A 23,349-nucleotide genomic window follows, 5' to 3' on the forward strand; every position below is an offset into this window, starting at 1 on the left:
GGAGACCTCCTCTGTGGCGGTGCTGCCGCGCGGCGGCACCGAAGCTGCCGGTGGCCGAGGGGAAGGGGAGTCATCCCAGCGTCCACCGCTGGCTGCTGCCGCCGTTGCAGGTCCCCAGCTGGGCGAGGGCGCCGTCGGCCGTGGCTCCTCCGGTGACATCCAGGCACAGGCCGGACTGGACGCCGGTGATCGTGCCGTTGGCGTTCAGCAGCCACTGCTGGTTGCTCTGGCCGTTGCACGACCAGATCTCCACCTTCGTCCCCGGCGAGGTCTGGTTGTTGTAGGCGTCGAGGCACATCTGGCTGCTGCCGGAGTAGACGGTGAGCTGGTTGGACGTGGAGTGCGTCCATGTCTGGTTGGCCCCGCCGTTGCAGCTCCAGATCTCCACCTGGGTGCCGGCGGTACTGGCCGAGTTGGGTACGTCCAGACACTTGCCCGCACCCACCGCGTGCAGCGCACCGGTCACGCTGGTGCCGCCGCCGCTGGTACCGCCGGCGACCCGGTACATCACCGTTCCGTGCGCGGGCACCGAGGCGCTGATCGTGCCCGAAGCGGTCGAGGAAGCCCCCGACCACAGATCGGTCAGGGCATAGCTGGACGCCCCGGTCTTCCCGATCGCGGCTGCGGTGGTGGAGATGGTCGCCGTCGAGCCCGTCTCGTTGAACAGCGCCACCGACACGTCCCCGTTGGCCAGAGGTTTTGCCAGCACGCCCAGGCCGCCCGAGGACGACACCATGGTGCCCTGTTTGCCCAGGGAGTCCTGGTCGACCGCGATCACCCGGGAGTTGGTCAGCGTGGACAAGGTGTCCGCACTGGCGGAGGGGATGTTGGTGCCCGCGATCAGCGGCGCGGCCATCTCAGCCCACAGACTGACCTCGCTGCGGCTCTCGGTGGACGTCATCGAGCCGTTGCCGACCTCCAGCATGTCGGGGTCGTTCCAGTGGCCGGGGCCGGCGTAGGAGGCGAGTCCCACGTTGCTGTGGAAGATCGACAGCATGCTGGAGAAGTTCGCGCTGATGTCCCCGGTGGTGCGCCAGCTGTTGCCGACGCCCGCGCCCCAGGTCCACACGTTCTCCTGGCCCCAGTTGCACAGGCTGTACAGGATCGGCCGGTTGGTGGCAGCCAGGGCGTCCCGCATCGCGGTGTACCGGGTCTGCCCGGGCACCCCGTTGTTGTTGCAGTTGTCGTACTTCAGATAGTCCACGCCCCACGACGCGAACGACTGTGCGTCCGTCGTCTCGTGCCCGAGGCTGCCCGGATACCCGGCGCAGGTCGCGGTGCCCGCGTCTTCGTAGATCCCCAGCTTCAGCCCCAGTGAGTGCACGTAGTCCGCAGTGCCCTTGATGCCGTCGGGGAACTTGGCCGGGTCCGGCACCAGACGGCCGCCGGAATCACGGTTGTGGGTCATCCAGCAGTCGTCGATGTTGACGTACGAGTAGCCCGCCGCCTGCATGCCGTTGGTGTGCATCGCCTGCGCGGTGGACTTGATCAGCGACTCGGAGACGTTGCAGCCGTACGCGTTCCAGTCGTTGAAGCCCATCTGCGGGGTCAGCGCGAGCCCGTTGCCGAGCGCGGCGGGCTGCTCCGTACCGACGGAGAGCGCGGCGGCGGGTTGTGCCGTACCGGCGGAGAGCAGGGAAACGCCGACGGTGAACAGCGCGGCCGAGAAGGCGAGGGCCAGTGTTCTGCGCAGGGACAGCAGCGACGGCAGCGGCGTGAGACGCCTGGCTCTCGCGGTGGTCGTGGGCATAAGTCATCGACTCCTGGGCCGAGTGGGAGCGGAGGGTCAGCGGTAGCCGGCGGCGGTGACGTTGGCCTGCACCGCGTTGTCGGTCGCGTCGGAGGGGTAGCCGGCGACCATGGCTCCCTCGTAGAAGGTGCCGGCGCTCAGGTTGGCGCCGCCGCCGGGCTTGCAGCAGTCGCCGCCGCTGCCCAGGACGATGGCCCCCTGCTTCTTCATGGGGCTGTAGCCGCCGGGAAGCCCGCCGTCCCACAGGGTGGTCAGGCTCCCTGACTGGGAGTTGCCGCCTTTGAGGGCGAACCTCGAGGTGCCGTTGTTCTTCAGCATCGCGGTGACGAACTTGTGGGGGAAGGCCCGCTGGTTGGTGTTCCAGGACTGGCTGCCGCCGGAGTACAGGCCCCATTCGAGATCGGCCTGCACCCAGGGACCGCTTCCCGAGCAGCCGCCGAACCAGCACTCGGTGCCGAAGTTGATCGCGTCCATCGCCCCGGCGGCGTCGGCCTTCCGTGTCGTCTCGCTGTTGCCGTAGTCGAAGCAGCAGCCGTTGTTGACGTGGGTGCCGCTGGTGACCATGTACGCCCCTTCGGGTGCGCTGCCGGTCGGCACGCCCGTCAGGTGGCCGTCGCGCCAGTAGCTGTTCCCGGGGTTGATGTACAGCGAGTACGCCTTGGTACCCCCGGCGGTCAGCGCCTCGGAGGTCGCCTTCGCGGGGCTGCTCTGGCTCGATCCGGGGACCTGGGCCGATCCCTGGTACCACAGGTCGTTGCCGTGTCCGGACTGGTCGCGGACGGCTGTGATCACGCATGAGGTGCCGGCGCAGAACGAGTCCTGCGCGGCGGCGTCGGCGAAACCGCCGACCGCCAGCACACCGATGTCCCTGGTCGCGTTGTCCGAGGAGCGCCTGACCTGGTAGAGAGAGCCGTTGTACGACCCGTAGAGCGCCCGCACGGTGCTGTGTGCGGCCACGCACGGCGTGCCCCCCGCGGCGTAGATGTCGCACGGGCCCGTCCCGCTGGGCGGGCGCGGAGGTGTCGACGTGGTCCACTTCTGGTTGCTCTGGCCGTTGCAGGTCCACAGGACGACCGCGGTGCCGTTGGCCGTGGCCGCTCCGCTCACGTCCAGGCAGAATCCGGAGGCGACACCGGTGACGGACCCGTCGGAGTTCTGTCGCCACACCTGGGTCGGCCGCCCGTCGCACGGCCGGATGACCACCGGGGCTCCGGGAGCCGTCCGGCTGTCGTAGGCGTCCACGCACCGGGTGCCGTTCATCGTCCTCAGCTCACCCGCCGCCGTGGACTCGAACGCCTGGTTGGCCTGGTTGTTGCAGTCCCAGATCTCCAACGCCGTGCCCGATGTGTCGACGTTGCCCTTGACGTCCAGGCACCGCCCCGACGCCGAGCTCACCAGGGCCGCCGCGGACGCCGGCGCCGACCAGGTCGGCGTGGACGCCAGCAGCATGGCCAGCAGAGCCATCACGCATACGGCGGCCGCCGCCGGTAGGCGTGGTGCGCGAGCCGCGGTACTGCAGAGCGGAGCGGATGAAGGCTGCATTCTGTGTCCTCGGATATGCGGGGGGACGCGGACGGAGAGTGCCCTGCCTGTCCGAAACGGGTTCGGAAGAGGGGTCGACCGCTCCCGTCAGCGTGCCCGGGGGGCACCCACAGGGAACACTCAGACATCCCATGTCACATAGTGATCCCACAGCCATATCGAGGTGTCAATAGACATTTCTGAGCGACAGGAACCCAATCCATCCCATGTATTGGTCCTGGTCAGGCCGCGGTGAGGGCATGCCGAAACCCGCGTCCGGCGACGGTCGCCGTGCCGGACGCGGGGTTTCGTTCCCAGGGCTCCCGACCTGGACTTCGCAGCAAGTTCGGGGCGGGAGCGCGCTGGGCGCCGATCACCTCACCGGAAGTTCCAGTGCTGGTTCGCGCCGCCGTTGGAGTCCCAGATCTGGACCGGGGCCCCGTTGCCGTTCTGCCCGCTGGGGATCTCCAGCGCCCGGCCGGAAGCGACGTTGGTCAGGGTGTACGAACCGTCGCCGTTCTGGCTCGCCCGCCAGTGCTGGTTGGCGCCGCCGTTGGAGTCCCAGATCTCCATCCGCGTGCCGTTGCCCGTCTGGCCACCCGGCTCGTCCAGCACACGCCCGCCGGCGATGTTCGTCAGCGTGTAGGAACCGTCGCTGTTCTGATTCGCCCGCCACTGCTGATTCGCAGCAGTGCCATTGGCATCCCAGACCTGCAGGGGTGTGCCGTTGCCCGTCTGTCCGCCCGGCACGTCCAACACCCGGCCCGCAGCGACATCGCTCAGCGAATACACCGTGCCTGAGACGATGCCTCCCGGGTTCCCCGTACTGCCGCCCAGCGCGGACAGGACCGAGTCGTAGGCCGGCTTCTTGTTGCCGTTGTTGTCGAACAGCAGCGGGTTCTCCCCCGTCCGCCACGAGTCGCTGTCCCTGATCCCCCACGTGGTGATGCCAGTGCAGCGGGCAACGTTCATGCACGCCTTGACCGTGTTGGCGTAGGCGGTGGGGGAAGCCTGGGCGATGTCGAGTTCGGTGATCTGGACGTCGACGCCGAGTGCGGCGAAGTTGGACAGGGTGGTCTGGAAGCTCGACGGCGGGCCGCCGGCGCCGAAGTGGGACTGGAGGCCGACGCAGTCGATGGGCACGCCGCGCGCCTTGAAGTCCTTGACCATCGCGTAGACGCCCTGGGTCTTGGCGTCGGTCCAGTTCTCGATGTTGTAGTCGTTGTAGCAGAGCTTGGCCGAGGAGTCCGCTGCCCGGGCGGTGCGGAACGCCTCCTCGATGAAGCCGTTGCCGAGCACGTTCTGGAACACCGAACTGCGGTGCTGACCGCTGCCGCCGTCGGCGAAGGCCTCGTTGACCACGTCCCAGGCGTAGATCTTGCCCTTGAAGTGGGTCATCTCCGTGGTGATGTGGTTGTTCATCACGCTGCGCAGGGTGTTCGCGTCGCCGATGGAGCTGACCCAGCCGGGCAGTTGGGAGTGCCAGACCAGGGTGTGGCCGCGCATCCGCTGCCCGTGTGCGGTGGCGTGGTTGACGATCTGGTCGCCGGGGCCGAAGTTGAAGTTGCCGCGGGACGGTTCGGTGGTGTCCCACTTCATCTCGTTCTCCGGGGTGATCATGTTGAATTCCCGGTCGAGAATCGTGGAATACGTCGAGTCGCCGAGCTTCCCAGCGGCCACGGCGGTTCCGAAATAGCGTCCGCTGCCGGCCGCGGCCGAGCCCAGTGTGCCGGAAGCCGCGTGTGCGGCGGGGGCCACGGTCGCGGCCAGGACCAGTACGGTGCCGACCGTCAGACCGGTGGCCGAGACCAGGGCCTTGCGGAGACGGGGCTCTTCGTTGAGCCATGACATGAACGATCATTCTCCTTGTGTGGGGGGCGGGGGATTGCGATCAGGGGGAGACACCGAACGCGAGACGCTGTTGCGGTGGTGCCGGGTCGCGCGGCTCAGGAGACCGGCACAGCGGTCCACTGCTGGTTGGCACCGCCGTTGCAGTCCCACAGGACCAGGTGCGTACCGTCGGTGATGGACGCGCCGGGGTCGTCGAGACAGCGGCCGGAGACCGGGTTGCGGTAGCCGCCGCTGTACGCCTGCCATTGCTGGTTGGCACCGTTGTTGCAGTCCCAGATCTCGACCTTGGTGCCGTTGGCGGTGCCGCGGCCGGTGGCGTCGAGGCACTTGCCGAGCGCCCGCAGCGTGCCGTCCGAGTGCGCGGACCACCGCTGCGCGTCGGAGTTGTTGCAGGACACGATGTCCGCGGCGGTCCCGTTGGCGCTGTTGCCGCCGTTGACGTCCAGGCACTTCCCCGCGATCCCGGAGCGCACCTGTCCGCTCACGGAAACCGGCGGCTTGATCCAGCCCGCCGCGTCCGCGGCCTGGACACCGGCGTTGAAGGCGTCCGCCATCTTGCGGAAGCCGTTGTCGTTCGGGTGCAGGGAGTCGGACAGGTCCGCGCTGGTCAACGCGCTCATGTCCACCAGGCGTACGTGCTTGCCGGCGCTCTGCTCGGCCTGGACGATGCCGGGGAGCCTGGCGTTGAACGCGGGCCGGTTGGCCTCCTCGGCTCCGCTCATGGAGACGATCACGGTGCCGACGAGGACGGTCGCGTCGGGGGCGTCGCGGGTGATTTGATCGATGAGCGCGCGGAGCCGGTCGGGGGCGGTCGGAACCTGGTAGTTGCCGTTCAGGTCGTTGGTGCCGATCTCCAGGGTGACCACGTTCGGGCGGTAGCGGGCCAGCACGGAGTCCGCGATGCCCGCTATCTGGTCGATACGCCAGCCGGAGTGGCCTTCGTTGTCCGGGTCGGACAGGGTGCCGTTGCGGCCCGAACCGACGAAGTCCAGGGCATGCCCCTCGGCCGCCAACTGGCTTCCCAGGAAGCCCCGGTAGCTGTTCCCGGACGGGCTGCCGACGCCCCAGGTGATCGAGTCCCCCAACGGCATCAGCCGCACGGTGGCGGGCGATGCGGCGGACGACGGTGTGCCGGTGGCGGCCGCCGCGGGTAACGCGGCGGCCACACCCAGCGTGGCGGTCAGCGCAGCGGCCGGGGCTGCCCAGTACTTCTTCATAGACGTTCCTCACTGGTGCGGGACAGTGGGTGGGGTGAACGAGCCGGTCAGCGGGGCGTGAAGTCCTGGTTGGTGCCGGGGCCGTTCTTGCAGGGCCACTGGTCGAGCTGCTGGCCGGGATTGCTGACGCCGCCGTAGACGTCCAGGCACAGGCCGCTGTTCTGGTTCTGGAAGGCGTACGAACCGTCGGACTGCTGGATCGGCAGACACAGGCCGCTGGAGCCTCCACCGGGGGCCTGCTGCACGATGTCGGGCGTACCGGCGGCCGTGGAGCCGCCCGAGACCGCCACGACCTGCCCGGAGTTCTGCGCCTGCAGCTGTCCGTAGCCGCCCGAGCCCGGCACGAACTGGAACTGCTGGTTGCTCTGCCCGTGGCAGGTCCACTGGTCGACCGCGGCGCCGGGGCTGCCGGAGTTGCCGTACACGTCCATGCACAGGCTGTTGCTGCCGATCACCAGCCGGTGGTAGCCGGTGGGGAAGCCGCCATCGCCGCCCGAGGGCTGGACGCCTGCCTGCTGGATGACCTGCTGCGCGCCCGTCGGCCAGTTGGTGCCGCTGACCTGGACGTTGCCGTTGAGCACGTTGTTGTGCGGAGGACCGGTGGCGACGTAGGTGTTGCCGCCGTTGTACCAGTTGCCGGAGAAGGTGCTGTCGTCGGTGTGGTTGTTCGCGTTGGCATTGGCGAGCGCCCAGTTGCCGGCGTCCTGCACCACGTTGTTCGACACGGTCAGATAGCGGGAGCCCTCGTCGAGATACAGCGCGGTGGTGCGGCGGTTGCCGTACATGTAGTTGTCGGAGATCACCGAGCCGGGGTTCGCGGACAGGTTGTAGATGCTGCCGCCGTCGAACATGGCGTTCTTGGTGTCAAAGATCAGGTTGTAGGAGACGGTGGTGTTCTTCAGCGTCGTGGGAGTGCTGTAGATCGGCTGGTAGTTGTACGTGCCCCGGTTGACGTAGTCCTGGCTGCCGCCCGGGTCGTTGGCGCCCCAGCCCCAACCGATGTCGATCCCGTCGTAGGGCAGGTGGTCGCACTGGTTGTGGGTGATCGTCGCCTTGGTGATGTAGGTCGACAGGATCGCCGCGGTCTCTTTGTAGTCGGTGCCCACTCCGCTGACCCGGTTGTTGCTGATGACGATGTTCTGGTTGGTCATCTGCGGGTTGCTCGGGTGGTGTGCGTCCGGCTGGATCCCGCCGACCTGGATGCCGCTGCCGGCGAGATCGGTGAACGTGTCGCCGGTGACGGTGACCCCGTTGGCGCCGAGTCCAGTGCCGGAGGCCGTGGCGGCGCCGTCGTTGCCCACGCCCAGTCCGGCCTGCCCGAGTTCGGAGAACGTGTCGCCGGAGAACGTGATGCCGGTGGCGGCTGAGACCTGTACGGCGGCGGGCATCTGCGCCCAGTGGTTACGGGTGGCCTCGAACTGTGTGCACCCCGACTTGCAGGTGCTCAGCCAGTTGGCGGGCATCGCGTAGGCGCCGGTGATGTGTGCGCCGCTCTGCTGGTCCGCATAGCCGTCGGATCCGCTCGGGCCGAGCCAGGAGGTTCCCGTGAACCGGATGCCGGTGAACCCCAGGCCGGTCGCCGGTGAGCCGTAGCTGCCGCTGATGCCGAGCAGGCTCTGCAAACGGGGCAGTTCGATGTCGAGGCTGCTCGGGTTCTGTCCCTGCTGGGCCCGGTAGTAGAGGTCTCCGGTGGACGAGTCGAGGTACCACTGTCCGGCCTGCTTCAGGAACGCGTAGTTGTTCTCCAGGTACATCGTCCCGCCGGCGAATGGCGCGTTGATGGTGTCGTAGCCCCAGGAGTTGTTGTTCCACGCGGGCTGCCGCATGGTGATGGTTCTGCCGCTGATCGACTGGACCGGCGCATAGCGGTCGGTGAAGGAGTTGAGGCTCTCGACTTCCATGTGGTTCTGGTCCGAGAGGCCGGCCAGGTAGTCGAGGGAGGAGTCGGTGACGGTCAGGCCGGACTGCGTGAAGGTAAACGCGGAGCGGGGCACCTGGATCGCCGCTCGCGGTGCCTCCTTGCCGTTCACGTACAACTGACGTGTGTTCACACCGCTGCCGACGTGGGCCGACCAGATATTGGCGCTCTGATCATGCACCTGCCAACCCGATACTTGTTGGGCGCCTGTCACGACCGGCTGCTGCCCGGACACGGCATGGTAGGTGATGGTGTGGCCGTTCTGGCCGCCGTCGCCGGAGCCCAAGGTCAGCGGCTTGAACAGCCGGTAGGTGCCACCGGCCAGGTAGACCACCACGTCCGAATCGGCCGAGAGCTGGTGCGCGGGCTGCTGCGCCTGGTCAATGGTGGCGAACGGCAGCTGGGCGCTGCCGTCCCCGCCCGGGGCCGCCCCCGGCGCCACGTACAGGGCGGCGGCCGCCGCTCGGGGCTCGGCCGGTACGGCGCTCGCGGCCCCGGCCGTGGCCACGCTCCCGGCGAGCAGGGCGAGCAGACCTGCGGGGACGGCCCAGAGGCCGCAGAGCACTCTGGCTCTGGACATCGTCATCCTCCTGTGGTGACGCGTGCGCCCGGGGATGTCACGCGGTCGCCTGTATACGGGACCGGGTGCACCCGTGGCCGACAGTGAGCCGGCCACGGGCTGCAGAGGTTCAGGTCAGCTGAGACGCCATTGCTGGTTCGATCCGCCGTTGCACGACCAGAGTTCGGCCAGAGCGCCGTTGGCCGTGGAGGCACCGGTGACGTCGAGGCAGAGCCCGGACTGTGTGCCGGTGACGGTGCCGTCGGAGTTCACCTGCCACTGCTGGTTGGCCCCGCCGTTGCACGGCCAGGTCACCACCTTGGTACCGGCGGAGGTCTGGTTGTTGTACGCGTCCAGGCACATCTGGCTGCTGCCGCTGTAGACGGTCAACTGGTTGGAGGACGTGCGGGTCCAGGTCTGGCCAGTGCCACCGCTGCAGTCCCAGATCTGCAGCTGGGTACCGGCCGTGGTGGACGCATTCGGCACGTCCAGGCACTTGCCCGCGCCCACGGCGTGCAGCGCACCGGTGCTCGACCCGCCGGAGGAGTTGCTGTATCCGGCCGCCGCGATGTTGGCCTGCACCGCGTTCTCGGTGGCGTCCGACGGGTAGCCAGAGGTCATCACACCTTCGTAGAAGGTGCCTTGGGCGCCTTTGCTGTTGTCGCCGCCGGTGCCCAGAATGATGGCGCCCTGCTTCCGCATCGGGTTGTAGCCCGCGACGTTGGGACGCACCCCGTCGTAGAAGGTGGACAGGCCCCCCGACTGCGCGTTGCCGCCGCGGATCGCCCAGTGGTTCGGGCCGCCCTTCACGATGGCGGTCGTGTACCGGTAGTTGATGGTCGGGTCGTTCGCGTTGTAGTGCTGGTTGACTCCGGAGAACAGGCCGTTCTCCAGATCGGCCATGACCCAGGGGCCGTTGCCCGCACCGTAGCCCCAGACCTTGATGTTGCCGAAGTAGATGGCCTCCATGGTGCCGTTGCCATCGTCGTTGCTGTCTGTCTCGGCGTTGCCGTAGTCGAAGCAGCACCCGCCGTTGTAGTGCGTGCCGTCGAAGATCGCGTACATGCCCTCGGGGTTGTCCCCGGTCGCGATGCCGTTGGTGTGGTTGTTGCGGTACCCCGTGCCGGGCGCCACGAAGACGCCGTAAGCCTTGTGACCACCCACCGTGGTGGGCGCGGCGGTCGCGTTCGCGAGGTTGTCGGGGCCGCCCGCGGCACCGCCCCCGGGCGCCTGGGTGAGGTTGTTGCCGCGGCCCGACTGGTCGTAGATGATCGTGATCAGGCAGGTCGTGCCCGAGCAGAACGAGTCCTGCGCGGCGGCGTCGGCGTATCCGCCCGCACTCAGCAGGCCGATGTCCCGGGTGGTGTTGTCCGAGGCACGCCGGACCTGGTAGAGCGGCCCGTTGTACGCGGCGTACAGCGCTCGCGTCGTGCTGTGCGCCGCCACGCAGGGCGTGCTGCCTGTCGCGTAGATGTCGCACGGGCCGGACGTGGCGGCCCGTGCGGTGCCGGCCGTGGCCGTGGCGCCGACCAGCGCGCCGGCGACGAGCACAACTGCGGCCCCCGCCCGGGCGAACGCTCTCGCCCGAGAGCTGCGGGAGCGCTCCCACGAAGCGACAGATGCCTGGTCAGGCACGTTTTCTGCCCTGCCTCGGCGCCGTACCGCCGCGAGTAGCCGTCGGACGCCACCGCGTCCTGGCAGCGGGCGGCGTCTTCCACGTGTGGTTCCCATCTCATCTCCCTACCGTGCCGGCGCAACCGAGTCGGGCTGTGTGTGGCGCCAGTGAAACGGAAGCGCTTGCATGCCGTTTTTGCCGTGGGATTGCAGAGAGGTTTCGGGGGGAGACGGTGCTCCCGACTCACAGGACTGTCAAGGGGGTCCGAGTCATCTGCTCAGAACCTTGTCGCGGAATCGATTCGATGGCTGATTCCCTGCAGATCGCAACGGATCGGCATGCCCGAGCGGCCCCATGTAGCGGCAGCCAGGTGGAGGCTGAAACCTCCCGCCGCGCACATGCGGTCGGTCACTTCGGTGTGGCCCGCGGTCCGGCCCGGCATACCTGGGTGACCCGCCATTACGTCGGTGAGCAGGGACGCAGCCACCACACCCGGACGATGGGCGGCCGGTCCGCCGAACACCGGCCGAAGCGGCGAGGCCCCGATCCGCGCGTCGGCGCCCATTCGCCTCGCGCGCGCCGTTGACCCCGCATCCCGCCGGTCGTGGTCTCCCGTCGAAGCGCTTGCGTGGAATCGATTCGCTCCATGCTTCGTCAGTGTTGCCGGGATGTGAATCCGGGGCCCCACGGCCACCTTTGAGCGAGGCCCGGGGCGGGGCCGCACTCGTGTCGAGCCCGGTTCAGGAGGATCCGGTTCCCGCGGGTCCGATGGTGACGTCGAAACCGAGGGCTCCGAGCTGGGCGGTCAGCCGCCTGGCGTTGCTCAAGGATGAATCGCCTTGTCGCCCGGTCGGGGCCCAACTCCCGGTGGGGCACCTGGTCGTGAACGATGTGCCAGCAGGCCACGCTGATGTCGTGGCGAGTCGCACCGAGAGTCTTGAAGCCGCCCGCCCAGCCTTTGATCGGCACGTGATGCGCGTGCAGGTAGGTGCCCTTGGCATTGACCGCGCCCCACACCGCTTTCAGTCAGCGCAGCCTTCAGCCACTTCGAACCTGGCCGGCTGCGTCCGCCCCTGCGCTTGCCGCCCCAAGCCTGATTTCCCGGACACAGCCCAGCCCAGCAGGCGAGATGATCCGACGACGAGAACGCCGACATGTCCCGACCGATCTCGCCGATCAGCACCTGGGCGACCTTCGCCCCAGCCCCCGGGATGGCCTGGATCAGCTCCAGGACCTCTTGGCGCGGGGCAAGCCGGATCGCGAACTCCGCCTCGCAGGCGTCGAACCGCCGCTCCAACCCGTCGACATGCGCCAGCAGATCCTCGGTCTTGCGGCCCAGGACGTTGCGCAGATGGGCCACGTTCACCAGCCAGCAGGGGAACCGCCCCTCCAGCGCGGCGAAGACGGACTTCCAGTACACCACCGCCGCTTCCGTGCCGACCAGCTCCACCCCTGCGCAGGCCGGCCAGTCGCCCAGATCGGCCAGCGCGCACGGTCGTCTTGACGGTCCGCGTCTGCGTTGCCCGTGAACCTCCGCGCTGCCCCGGCGAGCGGACCGTCGCCACCGGTACGCCTGGGTACGTCCGGCACACCGTTCGAAGATCACCTGCACGCCCGGCCCCTTCCGCGACAGCACAGATCAGCGTGCCGCCGCATGCGAACGGCACCACAGAGCACTCCACCCGCGCACAGAAGCCAAACCACCCACTGGCCAGAAACCGTCACGCACCCCGGATCCTCATCCCTCCACGGTGCCGGCGCACAGCGCTGTCATGGGTACTTTTCAGTACTACGTGAGACACGGAACGCCGACGGTTCCCGGCAGCCCAACGCCGTTCCCCACGAACTCATCGCACTCTGGCCTCCTTCGCCCGCCCGGATCCCGCTGCGGCGCGCATGCCTCCCGGGCACCGGGGCGCTCGCGGGGGGGGCGGACACAGATCTGGGACTGCAGCGGGGCGGCGAACCAGACCTGGTCCCAGACAGCCTCGCACGGGCTGACCGTGTACTTGGGCAGCAGCTGGCTGTGCCCGGACGCCTCCATCCAGGGCACCAGCCCCGGCACCAAGGTCATCACCTGGCCCTGCAACGGCAGGGCAACCAGCAATGGTCGTCCCCGAGTTGATCCCGCGAGCGCCCCTCCACAGCGCCCAACACTCCCCCGCATCCACCCACTTCGACACCGCCGGGCGGGTCCGCGACCAGCCCCTGCCACAGGAGCGAAACATTTCGCGCGCGGTACTCTAGCCGTCTGTGGGTGAGTTCTTGGGAGCTGCTTGACTTCCTCCCCGCCTAGAGGCGGGGGATTCCAGCGGTCGCCCACTGGGGTTCCTGTTTCACCGACGACTGCCCCGTCCGGGAGGACTCCCGTTGAGGTCTAACACCAGCTCCACCGGCAGACACCGCCAGCCCGGCCGCCTTGATGCTGCGTGCCGCGTTCACGTCGCGGTCATGCACCGCGCCGCAACCACACGTCCACGCGCGGACGTTCAGCGGCATCTTCGGCGCGACCGTACCGCAGGTTCCGCACAACTTGCTGCTGGGGAACCAGCGGTCGATCACGACGAGTTCGCGCCCGTACCAGGCGTACTTGTACTCCAGCATCGACCGCAGTCGCGTCCACGACGCGTCCGAGATGGCGCGCGCCAGCTTGTGGTTCTTGAGCAGGTTGCGGACGGTGAGGTCCTCGATCACGACCGTTTGGTTCTCACGGACGAGACGAGTCGACGGCTTCTGCAGGAAGTCGCGGCGCCGGTCGGCGATCCGCGCGTGCACGCGGGCGACCTTGCGGCGGGCCTTCTCCCGGTTCGCCGAACCCCTGGCCTTGCAGGACAGTTCCCGCTGCGCCCTGGCGAGACGCGCGCGGTCACGGCGCTCGTGCCGGGGGTTGGTGACCTTCTCGCCGGTGGACAGGGTCACGAGGGAGGTGATCCCGGCGTCCAGGCCGACGGCCGCTGTGGTGGCGGAGGCTGGGGCGGTGGTCTCCTCGCAGAGCAGGGGGACGAACCAGCGACCCGCCGTGTCGCGGGACACAGTCACCGTGGTCGGCTCGCTGCCCTCCGGGGATGGACGCGACCAGCGGATGTCCAGCGGACCGGCCGTCTTCGCCAGAGTCAGCTGTCCGTCGCGCCACGAGAAGGCGGCGCGGGTGTACTCGGCCGACGCGCGGGCCTTCTCCCGGTGGGTCAGCGCAGCCGACGACTGGACGTACGAGACGCGGCGCTGCTCCCCGTACCAGGCCCGGGTGCGCTCTTCTCGCGCCTTGTTGCAGACGAGACGGACGCTGCCGAACGTACGCGACGGCTCGGCCGCCTGCTCGCCTGTGGGGTAAAAGCGGTACGTGAACGCCCGCTTCACCTGCTGCGTCATACCTCACGATCGATCAGTTCCCGTGTGAGTGGCGGGTGTCGGCCGGTAGACGGTGGACGCAGGATCCCCCTGACGGCGAACCGGATTTCCCTGCCCTGCTCCGCGGGAGCTTCGTTTCCTCCCCCGGCGGAACCCGGGACTATCCACGTAGGAGAGCCCCGATGAACATCGGGGAGATCGCCCGGCGTGCGGGCGTGTCACGGAGCACGGTGTCCTACGCGCTGAGCGGCAAACGTCCCGTCTCGACCAGCACCCGCAGACGTATCCAAGACGTGATCGACGAGTTGGGATATCGGCCCAATGCGGCCGCGAGGGCCCTCAAGGAGGGGCGGACCCGGACGATCGGTCTCGTCATCCCGCCCGCCGGCAACCGGCTCACGCACATGCAGCTGGACTTCGTCGCCAGCGTGGTCGACGCCGCCGCCCGGGTCGACCTGGATGTGCTGCTGTCCCCTTCCGGCGGGGATCACGACCGTTCCTTCGAGCGGTTGGTTTCGGAGAGCCGTGTGGACGGTGTGATTCTCATGGAGATCCGCCTGGAGGACCCTCGTGTCGGTCGGCTGCACGACGCCGGACTGCCCTTCGTCGGCATCGGACACACGGCCGGCGACCAGCAGATGTCCTGGATCGACGTCGACTACGCCGGCTTGATCCAGCACTGCGTGCGCCACCTCGCCGATCTGGGGCACCGCCGGGTTGCTCTGGTCACCCGTTCCGCGGAACTCATCGCGGCGGGTTATGGTCCCGCCCGCAGGGCCAGGGAGGGCTTCGTGAAGGCACTGGCGGAACGCGGCCTTGACGGCATCGAAGTGCCTTGTGGGGACGATGCCCGTTCCGGCCAGGAGTGCATGACGGCGCTTCTGCGGAGCCATCCGGACCTGACAGCTGTCACCACCATCAACGAGGCCGCCCTGCCCGGCATCCAGAGGGCGCTGTCGGACACCGGTCTGGAAGTGCCGTACGACTTCTCCATCACCGGAGTGGCGGCCAGGACCTGGGCCGAGGACTTCAGTCCGCCGCTCACGGCGGCGGACGTACCGGCCCTGGAGATGGGCGAGAAGGCCGTGTCCCTGCTGGTGGGGCGCATCACCGCGCCGGACACCCCGCCTCAGCACATCCTGCTGGCACCCCCGGTCTCGCTGCGCTCCAGCACGGCCGCCGCGCCCACCGGCCGCCAGGCGCGCATCAACGGCGCGGCGCGCTGAGCCGGGAGGTTTCGGCAGACCCCTGCAGACCATCGCGCACGAACTCAACCGCCGGCCACGCAGAACGCTCGGCCGGGAAACCCCGGCCGAGCGCCTGTCCCCACTGCTCGCGACCGTCCGGAGCTGACGCGTATCCAGCGCGTAGACGTGGTGTCAGCAGCGCGGCAGTGGAGTGGTTTCCTCGATGACGTCGCTGTCCTTCACGAAGCCCCAGCCGCCATGGTTCTGGAGATGTGTGTCATCGAGCGTGTGGATCCAGCGCTCGGGGTGCCGACCGTCGCCCCCTGTGGGATCACCTTCGTACCGACATGTGAACCAGCTGGTAGCGGAATTGAGGTGGCCGACGGTCTGCCCGGCCCACCGGCCACGGATCCCTGGCTTGTTCTGGCACCACCAGTGGTTGGTGAGGGCATCGACCACGCAGTCGGACGCGGCCTCGCGGGCGGCCACCGCTTTCGCGGAGGGCTCCCCGACAACAGCACACGTCAAGGGGCGGCGATGATGGACGCGCAAGCGACGGAGCCTGCGAGTCGGCCGGCACGGGGTCGGGCCTTGTCCATCAGCACATCCCGGAAGTCGGCGACCTGGAGTGCCCCAACCTCACAGGCCTGAGCGCGGCCTGCCAGCTACGGCCCCGCCAAGGAGCCGAACTCCAAGGTCACCGACGGCGTCAACGGTCAGACCGTACGTCAGTCGAAGTGGGTGGACTGGAACCAGTACGCGGACGAGCAGTCGTTCGCGCTCGGGTTGCGGGACAAGTTGGTTGCGGCCGGATTCGACTCCGGGCTCGGCATGCTGATCGACACCTCCCGCAACGGCTGGGGCGGCTCCGCGCGGCCCCGGCCACCGGCATCGACGCCCACGTCTGGGTCAAGCCCCCGGGCGAGTCCGACGACTCCAGCTCCGCCGTCTCCAACGACGGGGGCAAGGGCTTCGACCGCATGGGCGACCCCACCTACGGCGCCAACCCTCACAACGGCAACAGCCCTACCGGCGCCCTGGCGTACGCGCCGTTGGCGGGGCACTGGTTCTCCGCCCAGTTCCAGCAGCTGATGCAGAACGCCTACCCGCCACTGCCGTGCCCCTCTGAGACAGTGAGCGCCCGCCGGGGCCCGGCCCCTGAAGGACCGACTCCGGCGGATCGCGCTTCACACCAGCAAAACGAATGTCCTCGAAGGTGGGTGCGCCTGCGCGTCGGGCGAGGGTGACGCCGGATCTCAACCGAAGGTCTGCACGTCCACCAGAGCCCAGAGCACCCGCCTTCGTCTCGCCAGGAGGCCTTCTCCATCCGTCCGGTGCCATCTCGTCGAGGACGCACGCGGCACCTGTGCCGATCCCACGCGTCAACTGCCGTCGATCCAGCGGTGATCCGTACGGTCGAGCGATTGGATCACTCGTTCGCGAGTTCTTCCGCTGGCGCACCTGGCAGGACGCGACGCCCGGAAGAAGGTACGACGGATGAGGGAGATGGCGTGAGGCCAGAGGCGGGACGGCGAGCATGGTGGTGAGGACGGCTGCCACCGCGGCGGCCCCCATCGTTCTTTTCCTGTGTCGCACTGAGGTCTCGGTGGGTTCGGTGGGTTGGGTGGGATCGGTGGCTTCTCGGGTTCTGGATCCGATGTGTTGCGTACGCAGGAGGGCCGACCGGGACAGTGGTCAGGCCCCGCGTCCAGCGGGAAGCAGTCAGGGGGGCGAACCGGTTCGGCTTCGCGCTGTGCGACTGGAATCGCGCAGCCCGGCGGCAACCGCCGCCGCATTTCGTTCGGCAGCCCACAGCGCTGCGGGCCGACTCTTCGATCCCGTGTCGAACCGGTTCGGGGAAGCTAGCACCGGGAAACCTGCCAGCAACACCCTGGAGGCGGATCTCTTCCGTCGCGCACAGCGGGCCCTCCAGTCGGAAGCGGGGGTGATCTCGCCCGTCGAATCAGGGGCCTGACCTGCTGGTGAGCAGGCAAGCTCCCAATGGACCAGGTGCCACACCTCCGTCCACTGACGTTTCCGGACGGTTACGGGAAGTTCTGCGCGAGGCGTTGACACCCGTCGAGGTTGCTCCTACCTTCACTTCACGCGAACCGGTTCGACGGGCAGTATCCGTCGACTTCACCGCTCGGAGACTTCGAACCGATTCGACCGATCTCGGCTAGGAGTCCCGTGAACATCGGTGAGATCGCCCGGCTGGCCGGCGTGTCCCGCAGTACCGTCTCCGTCGCGCTCAGCGGCAAGCGCCCGGTTTCGGAGGACACCCGCCAGAAGATCCAGCGGGTCATCGACGAGCTGGGCTATCAGCCCAACGCGAGTGCGCGAGCGCTGGCCAACGGCCGGACCAATACCATCGGTCTGGTCTTCCCGCCGGCCGGCAACCACTACACCGGAATGCAGTTGGACTTCATCGGCAGCGTCACCGAGGCCGCCGCGGCCTACGACTACGACGTGCTGCTGTCTCCGAGCGGTGTGGACAGCGACCGCTCGTTTCAGCGGCTGCTGGGCGAGCGCCGGGTGGACGGCGCGATCCTGATGGAAATCCGGTTGCAGGACGACCGGCTCGACCATCTCGCCGCGGTAAATTTCCCCTCCGTGGCCATCGGCCGCACCGCCCACCCGCAGGGCAGTTGGTGGGTGGGGCTGGACCACACGGCACTGGCGGCGGCCTGTGTGCACCATCTCGCTGACCTGGGCCATCGCAGGATCGCTTTCGTCAATAGGCCCGAGCAGCTCCTGCGGGCCGGGTACGAGTCGGCCCACCGGGGTCTGGAGGGTTTCACCAAGGCCGCGGCGGAGCGCGGACTGACCGTCAGGACGTACTGCTGCGGGGACGATGCCGCCTCGGGCCTGGCCTGTCTGGAGCGGATCCTGCACGACGAGCCCGCCACCACGGGCCTGGTCACCTTGAACGAGGCCGCGCTCGGCGGTCTCTACCGTGGGCTGTCCCAGGCCGGCCGCCATGTTCCCCGCGACTTCTCCGTCACCGGGGTCGTGGCCAGCAGGTGGGCGGAGACGGTCACCCCGCAGCTCACCGCGGCGGACGTACCGGCGGAACAGATGGGCCGCCTTGCCGTGGAACTGCTCGTCGAGCGGCTCGACCACCCGGACACACCGGCCCGGCATCACCTGCTCGCGCCGCCGATCTCGTTGCGGGCGAGCACCGCACCCGCGGGTGCGACGCCGCCCGACCCGGCAGCGGACCTCGACGCGCCTGCAAACACCTGACCCTCACCCCGCACACGCTCCACCGAACTCCCCATCCCGCACCGGTCGGCTGACCAACCCACCGCCCGGGTTCCGTGAACCCGTCAGCCCCGGATCACCCCTCTCACAGCACGCATGTGCCGATCCCAGGGCACCCCTGTGCCAAAACCCATGAGGAACGCGCAATGAACCGATCCGCCAGACGGCGTCTCACCGCCGCAGTCCTGACCGTCGTCGCCGTCACCGTCGGTGCCACGGCCTGCTCCTCCGGCTCGGACAGCGCCGGAACGAAGGCCTCCGGCAGCGGCACCTACACCATCTGGGACCCGTATCCGCAGTTCGACAAGAGCTCGGCGTGGGCGAAACTGCTCGACGGCTGCGGCACCAAGGCCGGCGTGAAGATCAAGCGGACGGCGTTCGACACCAGTGACCTGGCGAACAAGGCGCTGCTGGCGGCGCAGCAGGACAACTCCGCCGACGTCCTCATCGTCGACAACCCGGTGGTGTCGACCCTCGCCGAGGCCGGCGTCCTCACCACGACGGCCGACAACAAGCTGGACACCTCCAAGGCCGATCCCAACCTCCTCGCGGCCGGACAGTCTGGCGGCAAGACGTACGGCACCCCGATCGGCGCCAACACTCTCGCCCTCTACTACAACAAGAAGGTGCTGAAGCAGGCCGGGGTAAACATCGCCTCGGTCACGGACTGGAGGTCGCTGACCGCGGCGCTCGCGAAGGTCAAGGCGGCAGGCAAGAAGGGCATCACGTTCTCCGCGATCGGTACGGAGGAGGGCAGCTTCCAGTTCCTGCCCTGGTTCTGGGGATCGGGCGCCCAGCTGACGGCGCTCGACTCGGACAAGGCGGTCTCCGCACTGACGCTGTGGACGGGCTGGCTGAAGGACGGCTACGCCCCGAACTCGGTCCTCAACAACACGCAGACCACCAGCTGGCAGGAGTTCGCGACCGGCGACTACGCGTTCAGCGAGAACGGCACCTGGCAGCTCGCCAACGCCGACAAGGCCGGCTTCGACTACGGCGTTCTGCCCGTCCCGGGTGCCTCGGGAGGCAACGCCTCAGCACCGACCGGCGGTGAGTTCGTGACCATCCCGGTCCACCAGTCCACCGGCCGCTACGCCACCTCGCAGAAGCTCGTGTCCTGCCTGACCAACAACCAGAACCTGCTCGCAACCGACACGACCCTCTCGTACGTGGCCCCCACCTCCGAGGTCCAGGAAAAGCAGGTCGCCGCGAACGCCGAGTTGAAGCCCTGGGTCGACGCGGTCAAGGCGGCCAAGGGACGCACTAGCGACGACCTGGGGACCAAGTACCCGAAGATCTCCGAGCAGTTGTGGAAGGCCGTCCAGTCCGCGCTCAGTGGTGCGCAGTCGCCGAAGGACGCGCTGGCCGCGGCGCAGTCCGCCGTCAAGTAGCCGGAAACCAGAGGCTGTTGATGAGCCACACGACGAAAGTGCCGCAACGGCGGCCCGTGCGACCGGCCAGTGGTGCGGCCCCCACCGCACCGCCCCGGGCACGGCGCCGCCCCACCTCCCCGCAGTGGGCCGCCTGGGGCTTCCTCGCCCCGGTGACCCTCTACCTCGTCCTCTTCTACGCCTATCCCCTCTACCGCAACATCGACCTGAGCCTGCGCAATTACACGGTGCGCTCCTTCGTCCAGGGTGACGCCCCGTTCACGGGCCTGGCGAACTACCGCACGGTCTTCGACGATCCGACCTTCGCCCCAGCTCTGCTGCACACCGCGGTCTTCACCACCGTGTGCCTCGTCTTCCAGTACGCCATCGGGCTGGCGCTCGCGATCTTCTTCAACCAGAACTTCCGGCTCTCGGCCACCCTGCGGGCCCTGTTCCTGGTCCCCTGGCTGCTGCCGTTGATCGTGTCGGCCTCGACCTGGTCGTGGATGCTCAACAGCGAGTCGGGCGTCGTCAACGCCGTACTCCACGCCGTCGGCCTCAGCCCCGTGAACTGGCTGACCTCGCCGTCTTGGTCGCTGGCCTCGGTGATCATCGCGAACATCTGGATCGGTGTCCCGTTCAACCTGGTCGTGCTCTACAGCGGTCTGCAATCGATTCCCCTCAGCCTGTACGAGGCCGCCGCCCTCGACGGGGCCGGTGCCTGGCAGCGGTTCTGGAGCATCACCTTCCCGCTGCTGCGGCCGGTGTCCGCGATCACCCTGCTCCTCGGGCTGGTCTACACGCTCAAGGTCTTCGACATCATCTGGATCATGACCAAGGGCGGCCCGGCGGACTCCTCCACCACCTTGGCCACCTGGTCCTACCAACTGGGCTTCGGCAACTTGCTGCCCGCCTTCGGTCCCGGAGCCGCTGTCGGCAACCTGCTCGTCGCCGCCGCCCTGGTCTTCGGACTGGTCTACGCCCGAGTCCAGCGAAAGCAGGCGCTGTCATGACGAGTGCACCGACTGTTCTCGGTTGGCGCCGCCCTGCCCGGGGGAAGACGGCCATTGGCCTCGTGCTGACTGCGGTCATGCTCTTCCCGGTCTACTGGATGCTGAACGTGTCCTTCACCCGCGACCAGGACATGCGCAAGAGTCCGCCGGAGCTGTTCCCGCTCCACGGGACCCTGGCCGGCTACCGCGCTGTTCTCGACGATCAGCTGCCCTACCTCGGCACCAGCCTCGCCATCGCCCTGGGCACCGTAGTCCTGACCGTGGCGCTGTCCGCGCCCGCCGGCTACGCCCTGGCCAAACTGCGCCCACGCGGCGGCGGCATCCTCAACTTCGTCCTCCTGGCCGCCCAGATGATCCCCGGCATCATCATGGCGATGGGCTTCTACGCCATCTACCTCAGCCTCGGCCTGCTCCAGTCGGTGCCGGGCCTGATCGTCGCCGACTCCACGCTGGCGGTCCCGTTCGGCGTGCTGATCTTCACCGCATTCATGTCAGGCATCCCAGGCGAACTGCTCCAGGCCGCGACAACCGACGGCGCGGGGCCCGTGCGCACCTTCTGGTCCATCGTCCTGCCCATGAGCCGCAACGCCGTCGTCACAGTCTCGCTGTTCGCTTTCCTGTGGTCCTGGTCCGACTTCGTCTTCGCCAGCACTCTGGTCAACGGCGGCGCCCACGAGCCGATCACCCTCGGCATCTACCACTACATCGGCAACAACAACCAGCAGTGGAACGCCATCATGGCCACCGCCGTCGTGGCCTCCCTGCCAGCCGCTGGGATCCTCATCCTCGCCCAGCGCTACGTCGCCGCCGGCGTGACCGCCGGCGCCGTCAAGGACTGACACCGGGCCTCCCACGCGCTGCCGCGCAAGTGCCGCCGCCCCTCCGGGACATCACCGCTCGCCCCGTTCAAGAAACGAGTACCGCCTTCATGACCGCCCTTCCGTCCGGCCCGGCCTTCTCCGTCCACGACATACCCTTCAGCACGCACGGATCCTGGTTCGGCATCTCTCCCGTGCTGGCGGAGCAGACACGTGCCGATGACCTGCACCTCGTATCGCACCAGAACGGCATGCACGCCGTCCTACGTCTGATCCCCCTCGACACGGCGACGGGCGACCGGGCGGAGACCGCTGTCCGGGCGACACCGAGCCTGCTCAGCTGGACCGGCGGGGACGGGCGACTCGACCTCGCCTACGAGTCGCCCGACACCGTACGCGTACACGGCCAGGGACTGGACCTGCGCATCACCGCGGTGGCGAAAGCGCTGACCCCCTTCAGCGGGACCTACTTCTACCGCGATCCGGTGGACGGCGCCTACACGTTCACCTCGTACGAGACGGGGCGCCGCTACCGGATCACCGTGCTGTCCGGCACGGTTGCCGAGGTGGTCGGTTCCCAGGCCCTGGGCGCCGGTGACCGCGGTCTCACGGTCTCCGGCGAGGCCGACGGAACGTGGGAAATCGCAGTCGAGGAACTCGACAGTGCGCGCCGCCCCTACCGCTCGTCGTCGGCGTTCGCCCAAGTCGCGGAGGCCGCACGGCGCTCGTTCTCCCAGTTCGTCGACACGACCGCCCCCTGGCGCTCGGCCGGCACCTCGGCAGCCGAACTCGCCGCGTATGTGGTGTGGTCCGCCACCGTACGGCCGCAAGGACTGGTCACCCGGCCCGCGGTACTGATGTCCAAGCACTGGATGGACAAGGTCTGGAGCTGGGACCACTGCTTCAACGCCCTCGCCCTGGCTCCCGGCTCCCCTGCACTCGCCTGGGACCAGTTCTTGCTGCCCTTCGACCACCAGGAAGAGAGCGGCGCCCTCCCTGACTCGGTCACCCACTCCGAGGTCCTGCACAACTTCGTCAAACCGCCCATCCACGGCTGGGCCCTGGGCCACCTGCGCGGCAGGCTGCCCGCCCCGCTCGGTCAGGTCGAACTGGCCGAAGCGTACGCAGGACTGGCGCGCTGGACGGACTTCTGGCTGACCACCCGGCGCGCACCCGGAGCCTCCCTGCCCCACTACCAGCACGGCAACGACAGCGGCTGGGACAACGCCACCACCTTCGACCCCGAACGTGTGATCGTCAGCGCCGACCTGGCCGCCTTCCTCATCCTCCAACTACGCGAACTCACCCACATCGCAGCCGAGTTGGACCTGCCCGAAGACGCCCTCACCTGGACTCGCACCGCTGATACGACTCAGGCCGAGATGCTCGACCAGCTGTGGACCGGCGAGCGGTTCCTCGCCCGTGGAGTGCACAGCCAGGACACCTGGGCCAGCTCCAGCCTGCTCGATCTGATGCCCATCGTGCTGGGCGAGCATCTGCCCGAGAGCATCAGCAGCGTGCTCGCCGACCGGATCGAGGCCCACCTCACCGCGTACGGCCTCGCCACCGAGCTGCCGACCTCGGCGCACTACCGCTCCGACGGTTACTGGCGCGGCCCGATCTGGGCCCCCGCCACCGTCCTGATCGAGGACGGGCTGCGCCGCGCAGGCCACGAGCGCCTCGCGGACGAGATCAGCGCCCGCTTCCGCGCCCTGTGCGAAACCTCGGGCTTCGCCGAGAACTTCGACGCCCTCACCGGGACGGGCCTGCGCGACCGCGCCTACACCTGGACCGCCAGCAGCTATCTCCTCCTCGCCGAAGCGCACGAACTCAGGCGCACCGCGCCTGCCGGCGCCGTCGGTGGCTGAAGTCCACCTGGGCCGAGCCGCGCCCAGGGACCACCCAACCATCGGGAGAA

General features: G+C 68.5%; 15 protein-coding genes and 2 pseudogenes. 8 read left to right on the forward strand and 9 right to left on the reverse strand.

The features are described from left to right. Window positions 1-70: 70 nt before the first annotated feature. The 7 genes and pseudogenes from OHT77_RS00615 to OHT77_RS00645 all read right to left on the reverse strand — a co-directional run bounded on the left by OHT77_RS00615 (window position 71) and on the right by OHT77_RS00645 (window position 12,043). Entirely contained in the window at window positions 71-1,750 is a 1,680-nt protein-coding gene (locus OHT77_RS00615) for a glycoside hydrolase family 27 protein (RefSeq protein WP_328825886.1), read from the reverse strand. Between the two features lie 36 nt (window positions 1,751-1,786). Then, on the reverse strand, window positions 1,787-3,214 hold the full coding sequence (locus OHT77_RS00620; protein ID WP_328825887.1) for an arabinofuranosidase catalytic domain-containing protein: 1,428 nt from the start codon (window positions 3,212-3,214) through the stop codon (window positions 1,787-1,789). A 438-nt stretch (window positions 3,215-3,652) separates the two neighbouring features. Then, a pseudogene (locus tag OHT77_RS00625) lies at window positions 3,653-5,122 on the reverse strand (endo-1,4-beta-xylanase); the annotation flags it as partial. 95 nt (window positions 5,123-5,217) lie between these two features. Beyond that, the gene (locus OHT77_RS00630) at window positions 5,218-6,339 is read right to left on the reverse strand and encodes a ricin-type beta-trefoil lectin domain protein (RefSeq protein WP_328825889.1); all 1,122 of its coding nucleotides are present in this window, start codon (window positions 6,337-6,339) and stop codon (window positions 5,218-5,220) included. Window positions 6,340-6,386: 47 nt separating this feature from the next. Beyond that, on the reverse strand, window positions 6,387-8,837 hold the full coding sequence (locus OHT77_RS00635; protein ID WP_328825891.1) for an RICIN domain-containing protein: 2,451 nt from the start codon (window positions 8,835-8,837) through the stop codon (window positions 6,387-6,389). A 114-nt stretch (window positions 8,838-8,951) separates the two neighbouring features. After that, the gene (locus tag OHT77_RS00640) at window positions 8,952-10,547 is read right to left on the reverse strand and encodes an arabinofuranosidase catalytic domain-containing protein (protein WP_443047873.1); all 1,596 of its coding nucleotides are present in this window, start codon (window positions 10,545-10,547) and stop codon (window positions 8,952-8,954) included. A 707-nt stretch (window positions 10,548-11,254) separates the two neighbouring features. Further along, the gene (locus OHT77_RS00645; RefSeq protein ID WP_328825893.1) at window positions 11,255-12,043 is read right to left on the reverse strand and encodes a transposase; all 789 of its coding nucleotides are present in this window, start codon (window positions 12,041-12,043) and stop codon (window positions 11,255-11,257) included. A gap of 160 nt (window positions 12,044-12,203) precedes the next feature. Here OHT77_RS00645 and OHT77_RS00650 point away from each other — a divergent pair, with 160 nt between their 5' ends. Then, on the forward strand, window positions 12,204-12,692 hold the full coding sequence (locus OHT77_RS00650; protein ID WP_328825894.1) for an RICIN domain-containing protein: 489 nt from the start codon (window positions 12,204-12,206) through the stop codon (window positions 12,690-12,692). 31 nt (window positions 12,693-12,723) lie between these two features. Here the strand turns inward: OHT77_RS00650 and OHT77_RS00655 are convergent, their stop codons facing one another. Beyond that, a complete protein-coding gene (locus tag OHT77_RS00655; RefSeq protein ID WP_328825895.1) occupies window positions 12,724-13,800 on the reverse strand; it encodes an RNA-guided endonuclease InsQ/TnpB family protein in 1,077 nt (358 codons plus the stop codon). 161 nt (window positions 13,801-13,961) lie between these two features. Here OHT77_RS00655 and OHT77_RS00660 point away from each other — a divergent pair, with 161 nt between their 5' ends. Next, the gene (locus OHT77_RS00660) at window positions 13,962-15,005 is read left to right on the forward strand and encodes a LacI family DNA-binding transcriptional regulator (RefSeq protein WP_328825896.1); all 1,044 of its coding nucleotides are present in this window, start codon (window positions 13,962-13,964) and stop codon (window positions 15,003-15,005) included. Between the two features lie 153 nt (window positions 15,006-15,158). Here OHT77_RS00660 and OHT77_RS00665 read toward each other — a convergent pair whose 3' ends face one another. Continuing rightward, entirely contained in the window at window positions 15,159-15,455 is a 297-nt protein-coding gene (locus OHT77_RS00665; protein WP_328825897.1) for a hypothetical protein, read from the reverse strand. Window positions 15,456-15,626: 171 nt separating this feature from the next. Between OHT77_RS00665 and OHT77_RS00670 the strand changes: the two are divergent. The 6 genes and pseudogenes from OHT77_RS00670 to OHT77_RS00695 form a co-directional block, all read left to right on the forward strand. Then, window positions 15,627-16,213: pseudogene (locus OHT77_RS00670) on the forward strand (glycoside hydrolase family 6 protein); the annotation flags it as partial. A gap of 943 nt (window positions 16,214-17,156) precedes the next feature. Next, entirely contained in the window at window positions 17,157-18,212 is a 1,056-nt protein-coding gene (locus OHT77_RS00675) for a LacI family DNA-binding transcriptional regulator (protein WP_328825899.1), read from the forward strand. Window positions 18,213-18,376: 164 nt separating this feature from the next. Next, on the forward strand, window positions 18,377-19,621 hold the full coding sequence (locus OHT77_RS00680; protein ID WP_328825901.1) for a sugar ABC transporter substrate-binding protein: 1,245 nt from the start codon (window positions 18,377-18,379) through the stop codon (window positions 19,619-19,621). Window positions 19,622-19,641: 20 nt separating this feature from the next. Next, window positions 19,642-20,613, forward strand: a complete 972-nt coding sequence (locus OHT77_RS00685) for a carbohydrate ABC transporter permease (protein ID WP_328825902.1) — start codon at window positions 19,642-19,644, stop codon at window positions 20,611-20,613. Continuing rightward, window positions 20,610-21,452, forward strand: a complete 843-nt coding sequence (locus tag OHT77_RS00690; protein WP_328825904.1) for a carbohydrate ABC transporter permease — start codon at window positions 20,610-20,612, stop codon at window positions 21,450-21,452. Before OHT77_RS00685 ends, OHT77_RS00690 begins: the two co-directional genes overlap by 4 nt. Window positions 21,453-21,541: 89 nt before the next feature. Next, window positions 21,542-23,299, forward strand: coding sequence for an amylo-alpha-1,6-glucosidase (locus OHT77_RS00695; protein WP_328825905.1), 1,758 nt, complete (start codon window positions 21,542-21,544; stop codon window positions 23,297-23,299). Window positions 23,300-23,349 lie beyond the last annotated feature (50 nt).

It is taken from the genome of Streptomyces sp. NBC_00252, assembly GCF_036187565.1.
GTDB lineage: Bacteria > Actinomycetota > Actinomycetes > Streptomycetales > Streptomycetaceae > Streptomyces.